The sequence below is a fragment of the Tenacibaculum larymnensis genome (assembly GCF_028829235.1).
Classification (GTDB): domain Bacteria; phylum Bacteroidota; class Bacteroidia; order Flavobacteriales; family Flavobacteriaceae; genus Polaribacter; species Polaribacter larymnensis.
Genome location: NZ_JAIWJY010000001.1, coordinates 478,712 through 492,592 on the forward strand (window position 1 = coordinate 478,712; position 13,881 = coordinate 492,592).

The window sequence follows — 13,881 nt, forward strand, 5'->3', positions numbered from 1 at the left end:
TTTATGTTTTAGGTAATATTACAGTAAAAACAGTTCCAACTCCTTTAGTTGAGGTAAAGGAAATTGTACCGTCATACGCTTCAATTATATTTTTTATTATAGAAAGTCCTAAGCCCATTCCGCTTGTTTTAGTAGTAAACTTAGGCTCGAAAATTAACTCTTTATTTTCTTCACTAATACCTTTTCCGTTATCAGAAACTGTTATCTTAACATTATTCCCTTCAGAAGCAACTTTGACTTCTATTTTAGGGTTTTTATCAGTGTCTTTTATTGCCTGAATTGAGTTTTTAACTAGGTTGGTAACAATTCGTATCAATTGTGTTTTATCTAAACTAGCGTATAGCTCTTTTTCTTGAGGAAAATAATGTATGTAGTCTTCAGTAAAAATATCTAAAGAATGTTTAACAATATCTACTACATTCAGTTTTTCTCGGCGTTGTGTAGGCATTTTAGCAAAATCCGAAAAAGCAGAAGCTATAGAACTCATAACATCAATTTGTTGAATAAGTGTTTCACTGTATTCAGACATTTTCTCTTTGATGTTAGGATCTTCTGGGTTGAATTTTCTCTCAAAACTTTGTACTGATAAGCGCATTGGTGTTAACGGATTTTTAATCTCGTGAGCCACCTGTTTAGCCATTTCTCTCCAAGCTTGTTCTCGCTCACTTTGAGCCAGTTTTACAGCACTTTCTTCTAATTGATCAATCATGTTGTTATAAGCGGCAACTAAAGAGTTGATTTCTGAACTGGCAGAATTTAAGGTAATCTTTTCGTTACGCTTATTTAAACGTGTCTCGTTTATTTTTTGTGAGATGGTTTGAATTGATCGTGTGATATAGGTTGATAAAAAGTAGGCTAAAATAATGGCAATGATAAGCATTAGTAGGTAAACTAATGATAGGCGAGAAATAAATTCTCTTAGTTCGTGTTTTTGCTCTTCGTTATCTTGCGCTATTTGTAGCTCTAAAATACCAATCCTCTTAAAACGAGGGTCATTTATATAGGTGTATGAAGATTGGTAAGTGATACCCTTTTCGGATCTACTCTTAAAAATTTTATGATTTGAATTGTTAGCTAAATCTCTAACAGTTTCATTGGCTAAGTTTTGACCTTCTTTTTTGTCGAAATTATATGGAATAGAAGATTTTAGTAACTTCCCATCCATGTCGTACATAGAGATAGTAAGTTTATGAACATAAGCAATGTCATAAATTCTATCTTGAAAAATTTTGGATAGGTTTTCTGTAGTTACAGGGTATGTGGTTCTACGCTTAAGCTCTATTTCAATATCTTGTTTTGTAGAGAATTCTTTACGCTCAAAACGTGCAGTATTATAATCTTTTGTTTGCTCGTCATATTGATAAATAGTAACGATTACAATTAAAATTGATGCCAATAGCACTAAAAGTATCATTGACAAAAAAATTCTAATTCGAAGTGATATGTTATTGAAAATACGCAATTTTATAACTCAATTTTTTTAGTTTTCATAAGCAAAGTGTCATCTGTTTCTCCATCATTATCCCAATCATAAGTAGATATAGCACTAAATCCGTCGTTTGTTTGTGTAATTTTATACCAAGCTTGTACTTGTTTTCCTAAATAAGGGTAATCAACAAACAGACTATCGCCACTTGTTTCCCACTTTCCATCTGTTTCACCAACTTTTTTTCCGTCAGCTTGTACAAACCAAGCAGAAAAAGTGCCATCGTTGTTATAGGTAGACTGGGCTTTTCCTGAATTAGGTTTACTAAAATCATCTTCAAAAACAGAAGTACTATCGGTTTCGTTAGCAGTTAAATATTCAATTTTTAAATATGTAGTTTCCCAGCTACCAACCAAATACTTTTGTAATAAAGGTTCTTTTTTTTCTTGTTTACAAGCAACAAAAAGTATTCCGAAAATAAGCGCGGTAATTATATGTTTTGTTTTCATGATTAAGATTGAATTTTTTCTTCTTTGGTATGTAGAAGACGCGTTAGTTTAACAGATAAATCTAACAAAATAATTTTAGCATTTCCGTTTCTTTCAATATGATATTGAGCATCGCTTACTTCTTTTTCGATAATTAAAATATTGGCACTATGAATAAACGGAGCAAATTTAGAGAGGTCAAAGTTAGCAGACTTTGTTTCTAAAAACACTAGGTCTGGAGTTCCGTAGTTGAGAAGTAAGGCTTGTCTAAAAAACTGTAAACAATATTGTAAAAATTGTTTTTGAGTCTCTCTACCAGATTTAGCAATTTCTTCTGACCATCCTATTAAATCTTGAATAACGGCAGCATTTCCTTTAGCTCTAAAGGCAGCTCGAATCCACGTAATAAACCATTGCTCAAAAACTAAGTCGTTTGAATTATTGTTTAAAACATGCAGAGCTTTATTGTAGTTACCTTCAGACTGATGAGCAATTTTTACAGCTTCATTTTCTGATACACCTTCTTGCTGAACTAGGTTGTTAGCTATGTCACTTTCACTTAAAGCTGGGAAATGTAAAGCCTGACACCTAGATTTTATGGTATTTATAATTTGTTCTTCATCTTCAGTAATAAGAATGAAAATAGTTTTGCTTGGTGGTTCTTCAATTAGTTTTAATAATTTGTTAGAGGCAGCAACATTCATTTTTTCAGCCATCCAAATAATCATTACTTTAAAGCCACCTTCATACGATTTTAATTGTAGCTTTTTTACAATATCTTCTGCTTCATCAACACCAATTTGACCTTGTTTATTTTCAACACCAATATGTTGTAGCCAATTAAACAAACTTCCATAAGGTTGCTCTTCAATAAAAGAACGCCAATCCTCTAAAAACAAATTACTAACAGGGTGTTTTTTTACCGAGTCATTTGTAGTCACTGGAAAAGCAAAATGTAAATCAGGGTGTTGTAGTTTACTACATTTTATATTACAAGCTTCTGGGTTGTCAGAAAAATTACACAATAGAAATTGAGCGTAGGCAATAGCCATGGGTAGAGTACCGCTACCTTCTTTACCAACAAAGAGTTGTGCATGCGGAATTCTATTGTTTTCAGCTGATTGCTGTAAGTGTTTTTTGATGTGTTCTTGCCCAATAATATCGTCGAAAGTCATACCACAAATATAAGACATCAAACAAAGAGAACAACCTATTGTAAATAAATGATATATTGTTTTGATATACTGTTTAGAACGATTCTATTTTAGTATATTTGCAAGCTAAAAATATATCTTTTGAGTACTATCGCATCGTTACATTTAGGGGAAAAAGGAATTATATCTGAAGAGTGCTTAGATAAGATTCCACTGAAGTTATTAGAAATGGGGTGTTTACCAGGAAGTGAAGTAGAGTTACTTCAAATTGCTCCACTAAAAGATCCTATGTATATATGCGTAAATGGAAGTCATTTAGCGATTCGAAAAGAAACAGCTAGTCAAATTTCAATTATAAAACTATAGCTGATGAGTAATCGAATTAATGTAGCTTTAATTGGAAACCCAAATACAGGTAAAACATCCTTATTTAATCAGCTAACTGGGTTAAATCAAAAAGTAGGAAATTATCCTGGAGTTACGGTTGATAAAAAACAAGGAATTTGTAAGTTGCCAAATGGTAAAAGTGCAATGATTACTGATTTACCAGGTACATACAGTATCAACCCAACTTCTTTAGACGAAAGTATTGTTTTAAAAGCTTTGATGACTACACACCAAGAAGAAAAGCCAGATGTAATTGTTGTAGTTGCAGATATTGAAAACCTAAAAAGAAACTTATTACTGTTTTCGCAGATTCAGGATTTAGAAGTTCCGACGATTTTAGCGTTAAATATGGCGGATCAATTAAAGCGAAAAGGAATTTCTATTGACATACCTGCTTTAGAAAAAGAGTTACACACTAAAGTAGTATTAATGTCGGCAAGAACAAATGAAGGTGTTGACGATTTAAAAGAGGTAGTAGCGAATTATGGATCGTTAAAAGTACATTCAAATTTTAACGAACTATCTAAAAAAATTGATACAACTTACTTTGACCGATTGGCTACGGTGAGTAAAGAGTTTACTTCGTATGAGTTGTGGATGATGTTAACTAAAAACCACACTCCATTACTTTCTTCTTCAGAAAAAGAAGCAATAAAAGAGTTTGAAGGTGAAATTACAAAGCAGAAAAAATATCAGCATAAAGAAACGATATATAGATATCAGCAAATAAACGCTGTTTTAAATAAAACGTATAAGATAGATGCTTCTAAAGCGACAGATATACGCAGTAGATTAGATAGAGTATTTACTCATAAAATATTTGGGTATGTTATTTTCTTCGGATTGTTATTGCTAATATTTCAATCTATTTTTGATTGGGCGTCTACACCTATGGATCTTATCGATGGGTTGTTTGCCAATATTGCAGAGTTTACAAAAGCACAATTACCAGCAGGAATGTTTACTGATTTATTAACCGATGGAATTATTCCTGGAGTTGGTGGAGTTGTAATTTTTATTCCTCAAATAGCTATTTTATTTCTTTTTATATCCATTCTTGAAGAAACAGGATATATGAGCCGCGTGGTATTTTTGATGGATAAAATTATGCGTCGCTTTGGAATGAGTGGTAAAAGTGTTATTCCTTTAATCTCAGGAACAGCATGTGCTATTCCAGCAATTATGGCAACTAGAACTATTGGTAGTTGGAAAGAACGATTAATTACCATATTGGTAACACCATTTACAACCTGTTCTGCAAGATTACCTGTGTATGCTATTTTAATAGCTTTAATTATTCCTGATACTAAGCTGTTTGGTTTTTTTAGTTTACAAGGTTTTACCCTGTTGGCTTTATATATTTTAGGATTTGCGGCTGCAATTATAGCAGCATATGTGTTACATAAGACATTGAAGATAAAAAATAACTCGCTTTTTGTAGTTGAGATGCCTAACTACAAGATACCATCGGTTAAAAATGTGTTTTATGATGTGTTAGATAAAACAAAAGCATTTGTTTTTGGGGCAGGAAAAATCATTTTAGCGATTTCAATAGTATTATGGTTTTTAGCATCTCACGGGCCATCATCGTTTGAAAATGCAGAGAAAAATGTAATTGAAAATGTAGCAAATCAACAATTGTCTGAAGAAGAGCTAGCTAAAAAAGTCGCTTCTGCTAAACTTGCAAACTCATATATAGGAATAGCAGGAAAAACAATAGAGCCAGTTGTTAAACCATTAGGTTATGACTGGAAAATAGGTATTGGACTAATTAGTTCTTTTGCTGCGAGAGAGGTGTTTATTGGTACGTTAGCAACTATTTATAGTGTAGAAGACGACGGAGAAGATACGACTACTATCAAACAAAAAATGGCATCAGAGATAAACCCTGACACAGGAGAGAAGAGGTTCAATTTTGCTACAGGAATTTCTTTATTGTTGTTTTATGCGTTTGCAATGCAATGTATGGCAACGTTAGCAATTGTAAAAAGAGAAACTAAAAGTTGGAAGTGGCCAATGGTTCAATTAGTAAGTATGGGGGCTTTGGCATATTTATCAGCATTTATAGCCTATCAAATTTTAAGTTAATGCAAGAAGTTTTAACATATGTGGTTGTTTGTGGAGCAGTTATTTTTTTAGTTAAAAAGTTCTTTTTTAAACCTAAAAAAAATAGCGGTTGCGATACAAACTGTAACTGCTCGTAAGAGAGAAAGTATATTTTACCATACAGTTTTTTATAAAAAATGTATGTTTGTGGTATTATACTTGTAGGCAATACATAAATTATAAATAGTAAAAATTCAAATGAAAAAAATATTATTAGCAGCTGTGGTTTTTGTTAGCTCTTTTACCTATGCACAGCAAGAGGTAAAAGTAGATTTACTAGATGCATTAGCTTTTAAAACCTTAGAAGTATCGTATGAATATTATACTACCGATCGTTCCTCAATTGGTATTTCAGCGTTATTTAACTTTGAAAAAAAATCAGCAGATTTTAGATACAACGAAGAACGAATGTTTACTCCTTTTTTCCGTCATTATTTTACGAACAATAGTAATTGGAACTATTTTGGTGAAGTTTTTATGGGTATAAATACAGGAGAAAGAGAAATTGAGCTTGATGGTTCGCCTAATACCTTTAAAGAATATACTGATGGGGCTTTAGGGTTAGCTTTTGGATCAAAATATGTTTCTTCAGGAGGTTTTGTACTTGATATATATGGAGGTTTAGGTAGAAACCTATTTACTTCAGAGGCTCGTTCAATTGTACCTAGAGTAGGAATAAACTTAGGGTATCGCTTTTAACGACACTCATTCAAAAAAATATAAAGCTCGCGATTGCGAGCTTTTTTAGTTTATAAGTAAGTCTTTTTTATTAAGAGTTACTTTTTATTTTTAATCAAATTAGCAAATGTAAAACTCAATATAGCAGGTAATACCCATCCTAAATTATAATTAGCAAAAGGAATATTGTTTTTAATTTCAGTTAAATAACTAGGGTTAATAACGTAACCTAGAAAATCTGGAATACTAAATAAGAAAGTCACTCCTACTACAATTTTAAAAACTAAAGTTGAGGTGTATTTTTCTGGAAGTACATTCAGTACAATTAATATAATAGTAATAGGGTAAATAAACATTAAAGCAGGCAAAGCAATGTTGATAATATATTTTACATCAAATTGACCAACAGCAATCCCTAATATGCAGCCAATAATAGCAGTGATTGTAAAAACGTTTTGAGAGTTATTGTTAATACCTTTAAAATAATCGGCAGTACCAGTAATAATCCCAACGGCTGTTGTGAAACATGCTAAAGCGACTAAAACACTAAGAAAAATACTTCCAATATTTCCTAAAGTTTGGTTACTTAAAGAGTTTAAAATTTCTGTTCTGTTAGCATTTTCAGAAAAAGTAGAACTAAATAAAACACCATTATAAATAAGACCAGCATAAATAATTAACAAACCAAACCCAGCAATAAAACCAGCTTTGGTAATTAGTTCTTTTTTCTCTTCAAAAGTTGTATTCGTATTAAAATTCATTGAAACAACTAAAACACCACCAACAACTATAGAGGCAATGGCATCAAAAGTTTGATACCCTTCTAGTAAACCATCAACAAAAGGAGCTTTAAGCGTAGTTGGATTTATTATGTCTGGAGCTGTAAAAATTCCAACAAAAATTATAGCCAATAGAATGAATATAATAAAAGGTGTTAAAAATTTGCCGAGTAGGTTTAGTACTTTTGATCGGTTCATGGTGAAAAGAAAAACAAGTCCGAAATAAATTGTACTTGTAACTAAAGAACTACTATTATTAAAGTAAGGAGCAATAGCCATTTCATGAGTAACCGATGCAGTTCTAGGTGCAGGCAAAGCAATACAAATGGTGTATACAACAAAGCAATATATAAGACTAAAAGTTGGAGATACTTTTTTACCAAAATCGTACATAGTACCCTGTAGTTTAGCATGAGCCAAAATACCTATCATAGGAATAAAAACAGCGGTAATAAAAAAACCAACAGTTACCAAAAACCATAAATTACCAGCACTCTTTCCTAAAAAAGGAGGCAAAATTAAATTACCAGCTCCAAAAAACATAGAAAATAAAGCAAAGCCGGTAATTAAAGTTTCTTTTGAGAATTTCATTTGTTTTGTTTTATAAATAACAAATAAACAAAATTGAAAAGGATATAAAGTACTCCAATAGCAATAAAAACAAACTTAGGTATAGCAAAAAAATAAGCAATAGAACTCCATAGCTGTTTCGTGCTTCCCATTAGTAATTTAATTAACCCAACGTTTTCTATAGCATCACAAAAACCAGCAAAAAATAAAGAAAATATAAGGATTACTCCAAAGCTGTATAAAGAAGAGTCTTTCCAAAGTTTCTTATTAAACTTATGAATAAAAACAGCTATTAATAAAGAATATGAAATTAAAAAAAGATAATCAAGCCCTAAGCTAATGCCGCAAGCTATTTTAGAAGTCTCGTTCCAAGAATTAATATATTTCTCAGATACTGCGATGTCTTTTGCTAATTCAAAGCTTATAATACCATTTTTACATACTTCATTTTTTAGAAAACTATCCAAATAAAGCATATAAAGTATAAGAATTAATGTAGAAGTTATAAGAAAAATCGTAAGATTTCGCTCTTGTTTTTTAGAAAGGTTTTGAAAAGGAGAAATCAACATTTTAGCAATTATTTGATGAGATTACAAATGAAAGATACATATTTTTGCCTAATGCAAAACAGTATAGAATTTAAAAACACAAATATTTACTTTACTGATGAAGGAAAAGGAAGTGTTATAGTATTGCTCCATGGATTTTTAGAGAACTCTACGATGTGGAGTAGTATAAGTAAAGAATTATCTAAAAAATACAGAATAGTTTGTGTTGATTTATTAGGAAGTGGAAAAACAGGGTGTATTGGGTATGTACATTCGATGGAAGAAATGGCAGGTGCTGTAAAAGCAGTGTTAAAAGAGTTAAAAATCCGTCGAGCCATTTTTGTAGGACATTCTATGGGAGGGTATGTTGCTTTAGCCTTTGCAGAAAAGTATCCAAAAAATGTAAAAGGAGTTTGTTTGATGAACTCTACATCTCAAGCAGATAGTGAAGAAAGAAAAAAAATGCGACTTAGAGCCATTGAGATGGCAAAAGAAAACTATGAAACGTTAGTAAAAATGTCAATCAGTAACTTATTTGCAGAAAATATGCGCTCACAGCTGTCTGAAGAAATAGAGGAAATAAGAGAAGAAGCCTTAAAAACACTTGTTAGAGGGTACATTGCAGCTACAGAAGGAATGCGCTTGCGTAAAAACAAAGAAGCTGTTTTACAAACAATAGAAAAGAGGTTAATAATTGCAGGGAAAAATGATCCAATATTAAATTATGCTACTGTTGAAGAAGAAGCAAAGAGAACCAATACCTCATTAATTGCATTGCCAAATGGACACATGAGCCATGTTGAAGCAAAAGAAGAACTATTAAAAGCACTAACCAACTTTATAAAAGCTTGATAAAATCCGTTACTTTTGTAGAGCACAAAAAAGAATACACTTCATGAAAACTCATCACTTAGCCAAACAAAATTCTATTCTTAATAAATTCCTAGCTGAACTTAGAGATGTCTCAATTCAAAAAGACTCGATGCGTTTCCGTAGAAACATTGAACGAATAGGAGAAGTTTTAGCCTACGAATTAAGTAAAGAGTTAAATTATGAAACAAAAGAAATAACAACACCATTAGGAACAAAAAAGGGAGAATTACCAGCAAATAATATAGTTTTATGCTCTATCCTTAGAGCAGGGTTACCATTACACAATGGAATGTTGAATTATTTTGATGATGTAGAGAATGCTTTTATCTCAGCATACCGTCATCACCCGAATAACGATGAAGAATTCGAAATAGTAGTAGAGTACTTCGCATCACCTTCTATTGACGGGAAAACATTATTATTGGTAGACCCAATGTTAGCAACAGGGCGTTCTATGGTTGAGGTTTATGAAGGGATAAAAAAATACGGAACACCAAAAGAAATAATTATAGCTTCGGTTATTGGTTCAGTAGAAGGTGTAGAATATGTTGCTAAACACTTACCAGAAAGTACTACTTTATGGATTGCTGATATTGACGAGAAGTTAAACGATAAAGGTTATATAGTTCCTGGTTTAGGAGATGCAGGAGATTTAGCTTACGGAGCAAAACTGTAGTTTATACAATAGCACTTATAGTAAAAGAAGCTATTAAGAATAAGATAATAATAGCGTCAGCATACCATTTCTTTTGAAAAAACTCTATTCCGTTTGCAAGAATAACAGAAACAGGAAAAAACACATACAAGAACTCACTTCCAGAGCCATCTTGAACTAAAAGTAAAATAGCTGTAGTAATGGTAAGATGGGTAAGAATCAATATCCAGTTTTTTCTAAATTTATTTTTAACAGCAAGTGCCTTGGGACTTTTTAAAATGATTGAAGCTACTAAAAAGAAAACTATAAAAAGAATAGGGAATAAATACTTTTCATGAGAATAAAAGCTTAAATCAGGATAAAAATTCCAATCAAAAAGCAACCAAAATTTTTCAAGGTTATCATACCAAAAATAGTAAGTGAAATACAGAAAAACCGGAGCAAAAAAACCAATTACAGGTGTTAATAATGTTTGATAGGTAAATCGTTGGTGTAAAAATATAGACAAGTAAAGTAATATCAGTAATAAAGGAGCGTAAGGCTCTATTAAAAATGAAATTCCAAGCCACAAACCACCATCGAATAACTTATGAAGAATATTTTTAGAAGACTGTAAGCTATACACTTTTCGTAAAAAAAGAAGTATAGTTAAGTTGGCGTAAAAAGTTTTATTTATCTGTATGGTATCAGGAAAAAAACCAATTAATATCACAAAAAATAAAAAAGCAAAAGAGTTATCATAAGTCAATAAGTTCTTAGCAATAATAAAATTATACACCGAAAAAACGACTAAAAACCAACCAAGTTCCTTAACAAGGTTGAAAGATAATTCTTTAGAAAAAATACTTAAAACAAAATACCCTAAGAATAGTACAAACAGTACAATAAAATTTATAGGTTTAGATTTACCGAAAAAATTGGCTAACATTGTTTCTTTTTATATTTTTGCAGCTGTAAAGATACTTAAGATATGATAGCAGGCAATATTTTTAGATGGATTGGTAGTTTATTTACCGACTTTTTATTTGCACCATTCAATTGGTTACGCTTAACAATAGCTAAATCAGATGCAGGTTGGTGGACTTCAAACGCCGTAAACTGGTTCTTTTTATTAATCCTATTAGTGTTATTTGCTTATTGGATGAAAGAAGCTGCTCGTTTTCAAAGAGAAGGAACAGAAGATAGAGCCTAATTTCTATACACTTTGGGAAGTAAAAACAAACTAAAACGTTTCAGAGAAAATGAAACATTTGCTAACGTTATTCAACCAACACGAGAAGAAGTAACCAATAACTTTTCTTATAAAGGAAAGTGGAATACTTTTTTTAAAAACGACAACCCAATAGTTTTAGAGCTAGGTTGTGGTAAAGGTGAATATACGATTGCTTTAGCAGAAAAAAATCCTGATAAAAACTTTATTGGAATTGATATTAAAGGTGCACGATTTTGGCGAGGAGCTAAAACAGCATTAGAAAATAACATGGAAAATGTGGCTTTTATTAGAACTCAAATAGAGTTAGTAGATTATATTTTTGCTGAAAATGAAGTTTCTGAAATTTGGATAACCTTCCCAGATCCACAAATTAAGTATAAGCGTACTAAGCACCGTATGACGAATTCTGAGTTTTTAAAGAAATACCATGGTATTTTAAATTCAGAAGGAACAGTCAACCTAAAAACCGATAGTGAATTCATGCACGGTTACACTTTAGGCTTATTGCATGGAGAAGGTCACGAAATTTTACATGCTAATCACGATGTTTATAAAAATGTGTACAGCCCTGAAGAAGTAACAGGGACACAAACATTTTATGAGAAACAATATTTAGAAATCGGAAAACCGATTACGTATATAAAATTCAAACTAAACTATTAATCCTGCTTTTTTGCAGGATTTTTTGTTTTAGGTGTTCTTTATATATTCCAATTTAATTCTAAAAGAAAGCTATCTTTACCAAATGGCAGATAAAAATTTCTTCGAAAAAGTGTATGATGTAGCTCGTTTAATACCACATGGAAGAGTAACAAGTTATGGAGCTATAGCAACCTATTTAGGTGCAGCTCGTTCGGCAAGAATGGTAGGTTGGGCAATGAATAACTCTTCAGAAAAAGAAGTACCAGCACATCGAGTAGTAAACAGAAAAGGACTGTTAACAGGAAAACACCATTTTGATGGGACAAATCTCATGCAACAATTGTTAGAAAGCGAAGGGATAGAAGTTGTTGATAGCCAAATTCAAGACTTTGAAAAGGTATTTTGGAATCCAAGCGAAGAGTTGTGATAAACTTTAAAGATATAACATACTTAAAAGAAGGAACTGTCCGACAAAAAGAAGCTTATAAAGTATTATTAGAATTGAATCTTTTTGAACTATTAAAAAACTTCAATCCTATTTTAGTAGGCACAATACCTATCGATATTAATGTAGAATCAAGCGATTTAGACATTATTTGTCAAAGTGTAAATCACGAAGATATTGTAAAAGTTGTGAGTGAGAAATATGGAAAACTCCCTGAGTTTGAAGTAAAAACAATTCCATCATACAAAAACTTAAAAACAACAATCATTACACTTGAGTATAAAACCTTTCCAGTAGAAATTTTTGTACAAAATAAACTACCAGAAGAGCAAGACTCATACCTACATATGCTAATTGAGTATCAGGTATTGTTAAAAGCCGGAGAAATATTTAGGTCTAAAATTATAGCCTTAAAGCAACAAGGACTCAAAACTGAACCAGCATTTGCAAAACTTTTAAATTTAAAAGGAAATCCATATGAAGCATTATCAACCTATGGGTTTGAGAAAGGTTATACTTCTTGATTTCTCAAAATAATATAAATAATAGTTATAAAATCGATTCAAAATTATCTCCTTTCCAGTAATTATAGCTTTTTTTATTTATAGCTATTTTCTTTAAAAAACCTTTAAATACTAATTCTTCAAGATCTGTTCTTGCAGTTTGGTTGGTTACACCATAAGAGTTTTCTATTTCTTTAACAGTAAAAAAGGTATTAGGTTTTTTTTCAATTTTATATAAAATTTCTGCTTGACGTTCGTTTATATCTCCAAGCCTTAAAAACTTTAATAATTTTGTTTCTTCTTTTTTCTTTTTTGCTACATATTCTTTTAAATCCTCAAAAGCACGAATTAAAACTTTTACTTGATAATGAATGAAATAAGTTGCATCCATATCATCAATTTCAGTATACAAGTATGCCTTTTCATATTGAGTTTTGGTTTTCATAATAACCCTTGATATTGAAAGATATTCTGTAAGCCAATAGCCATTTTTTAGTAAATACCAGTAAAAAATGGCACGAGCAGTTCTTCCATTACCATCAACAAAAGGATGAATATATCCTATTAAAAAATGTAAAATAGAAGCCTTTACTATAGGATGAATAAAATCTTCTTTAGGATTATTATTAAAAAAACTTACAAAAGAATTCATTAAGCCTTCTAACTTGTTAAAATCAGGAGGAGTGTGTACGACTTCGCCAGTAAGCTCATTTACTACATTTACATCATTACTATTTCTAAAAACACCAACACTATCTTCATCTAAAGTATTTTCGGTTACTAATCGGTGTAATTCATATAGTTTATTAATAGTAATATTATCTTCTTTATGTTTGCTTATGTATTGAATAGTGTTGTAATTATTCAATATCATTTGTTCAGAATGAGTTTTAGGCTTTTTGTTTTTTCGCAACATTTCTTTTGCCTTAACACGGGTCGTTGTGGCTCCTTCTATCATTGAAGAAAATACGGCTTCTTCCATTAAAGCATTATTAAGATATTGCTGTTTTTCTAATTCAGAAAGTAGTTGCTCTTTTTGGAGACCAGCACCAAAATTAAAATCTAAATAGTGGAGTTTTCGTTGGAGATATTCGTTTACATTGTATTGATACTCGATTGAATAAACCTGATCTTCTAATAAGTCACCAAATAAGTAACCTGTTTTGCTTAAAAAATCTCTTCTAGTTTTTGTTATAAACCATAAAAGTTGATTAGGAGTTATATTTGTTTTGAATATATGAATTTTATCATCTTTCAGGTGTTTTACTTTATCCCAATAATAATATTCGTTTTCAATTTTTTTAATTGAACTAGAATATAATGTAATTGAACTGGAAGAAATGGTCTTATAAATAATGTTTTTTATCTCAGTGTTAAGCTCTATTCTAGGTGCTTTTTCAATCATAATCACTAA

General features: G+C 31.1%; 16 protein-coding genes. 9 read left to right on the forward strand and 7 right to left on the reverse strand.

Features of this window, described 5'->3' with window-relative positions; translation table 11 throughout:
* Position 1 precedes the first annotated feature (1 nt).
* Genes LCI24_RS02155 through LCI24_RS02165 form a run of 3 tightly spaced genes read right to left on the reverse strand, consistent with a single transcriptional unit; the run spans position 2 to position 3,089 of the window.
* Positions 2–1,414, reverse strand: a complete 1,413-nt coding sequence (locus tag LCI24_RS02155) for a sensor histidine kinase (RefSeq protein WP_274638946.1) — start codon at positions 1,412–1,414, stop codon at positions 2–4.
* Between the two features lie 50 nt (positions 1,415–1,464).
* A complete protein-coding gene (locus LCI24_RS02160) occupies positions 1,465–1,935 on the reverse strand; it encodes a hypothetical protein (RefSeq protein WP_274638947.1) in 471 nt (156 codons plus the stop codon).
* A gap of 2 nt (positions 1,936–1,937) precedes the next feature.
* Positions 1,938–3,089, reverse strand: a complete 1,152-nt coding sequence (locus LCI24_RS02165) for a DNA polymerase III subunit (RefSeq protein WP_274638948.1) — start codon at positions 3,087–3,089, stop codon at positions 1,938–1,940.
* 120 nt (positions 3,090–3,209) lie between these two features.
* Here LCI24_RS02165 and LCI24_RS02170 point away from each other — a divergent pair, with 120 nt between their 5' ends.
* From LCI24_RS02170 to LCI24_RS02185, 3 genes are all read left to right on the forward strand, one after another.
* Positions 3,210–3,434 (forward strand): FeoA family protein, encoded by a 225-nt coding sequence (locus LCI24_RS02170; RefSeq protein ID WP_274638949.1) that lies wholly within the window; start codon positions 3,210–3,212, stop codon positions 3,432–3,434.
* Positions 3,435–3,437: 3 nt separating this feature from the next.
* The gene (gene feoB / locus LCI24_RS02175; RefSeq protein WP_274638950.1) at positions 3,438–5,543 is read left to right on the forward strand and encodes a ferrous iron transport protein B; all 2,106 of its coding nucleotides are present in this window, start codon (positions 3,438–3,440) and stop codon (positions 5,541–5,543) included.
* A gap of 216 nt (positions 5,544–5,759) precedes the next feature.
* Positions 5,760–6,260: a DUF3575 domain-containing protein gene (locus tag LCI24_RS02185; RefSeq protein WP_274638952.1), complete on the forward strand. Its 501-nt coding sequence runs from the start codon at positions 5,760–5,762 to the stop codon at positions 6,258–6,260.
* 77 nt (positions 6,261–6,337) lie between these two features.
* Here LCI24_RS02185 and brnQ read toward each other — a convergent pair whose 3' ends face one another.
* Entirely contained in the window at positions 6,338–7,609 is a 1,272-nt protein-coding gene (gene brnQ, locus LCI24_RS02190; protein WP_274638953.1) for a branched-chain amino acid transport system II carrier protein, read from the reverse strand.
* Positions 7,606–8,055, reverse strand: coding sequence for a hypothetical protein (locus tag LCI24_RS02195; protein WP_274638954.1), 450 nt, complete (start codon positions 8,053–8,055; stop codon positions 7,606–7,608). The genes brnQ and LCI24_RS02195 overlap by 4 nt, the downstream gene beginning before the upstream one ends.
* A gap of 153 nt (positions 8,056–8,208) precedes the next feature.
* Between LCI24_RS02195 and LCI24_RS02200 the strand changes: the two genes are divergently transcribed.
* Positions 8,209–8,988 (forward strand): alpha/beta fold hydrolase, encoded by a 780-nt coding sequence (locus tag LCI24_RS02200; protein WP_274638955.1) that lies wholly within the window; start codon positions 8,209–8,211, stop codon positions 8,986–8,988.
* 43 nt (positions 8,989–9,031) lie between these two features.
* Positions 9,032–9,685 carry a uracil phosphoribosyltransferase gene (gene upp, locus LCI24_RS02205; protein ID WP_274638956.1) on the forward strand — a complete coding sequence of 218 codons (654 nt, stop codon included), beginning with the start codon at positions 9,032–9,034 and terminating at the stop codon, positions 9,683–9,685.
* Between the two features lies 1 nt (position 9,686).
* Here the strand turns inward: upp and LCI24_RS02210 are convergent, their stop codons facing one another.
* Positions 9,687–10,592, reverse strand: a complete 906-nt coding sequence (locus tag LCI24_RS02210; protein ID WP_274638957.1) for a DUF6427 family protein — start codon at positions 10,590–10,592, stop codon at positions 9,687–9,689.
* Between the two features lie 42 nt (positions 10,593–10,634).
* Here LCI24_RS02210 and LCI24_RS02215 point away from each other — a divergent pair, with 42 nt between their 5' ends.
* From LCI24_RS02215 to LCI24_RS02230, 4 genes are all read left to right on the forward strand, one after another.
* Positions 10,635–10,856, forward strand: coding sequence for a DUF6341 family protein (locus LCI24_RS02215; RefSeq protein ID WP_274638958.1), 222 nt, complete (start codon positions 10,635–10,637; stop codon positions 10,854–10,856).
* A 12-nt stretch (positions 10,857–10,868) separates the two neighbouring features.
* Entirely contained in the window at positions 10,869–11,540 is a 672-nt protein-coding gene (trmB, locus tag LCI24_RS02220; protein ID WP_099214832.1) for a tRNA (guanosine(46)-N7)-methyltransferase TrmB, read from the forward strand.
* Positions 11,541–11,622: 82 nt separating this feature from the next.
* Positions 11,623–11,946 carry an MGMT family protein gene (locus tag LCI24_RS02225; RefSeq protein WP_274638959.1) on the forward strand — a complete coding sequence of 108 codons (324 nt, stop codon included), beginning with the start codon at positions 11,623–11,625 and terminating at the stop codon, positions 11,944–11,946.
* Positions 11,943–12,488 carry a DUF4269 domain-containing protein gene (locus LCI24_RS02230; protein ID WP_274638960.1) on the forward strand — a complete coding sequence of 182 codons (546 nt, stop codon included), beginning with the start codon at positions 11,943–11,945 and terminating at the stop codon, positions 12,486–12,488. The genes LCI24_RS02225 and LCI24_RS02230 overlap by 4 nt, the downstream gene beginning before the upstream one ends.
* A gap of 25 nt (positions 12,489–12,513) precedes the next feature.
* Here LCI24_RS02230 and LCI24_RS02235 read toward each other — a convergent pair whose 3' ends face one another.
* Entirely contained in the window at positions 12,514–13,872 is a 1,359-nt protein-coding gene (locus tag LCI24_RS02235) for a Fic family protein (protein ID WP_274638961.1), read from the reverse strand.
* Between the last annotated feature and the right edge of the window lie 9 nt (positions 13,873–13,881).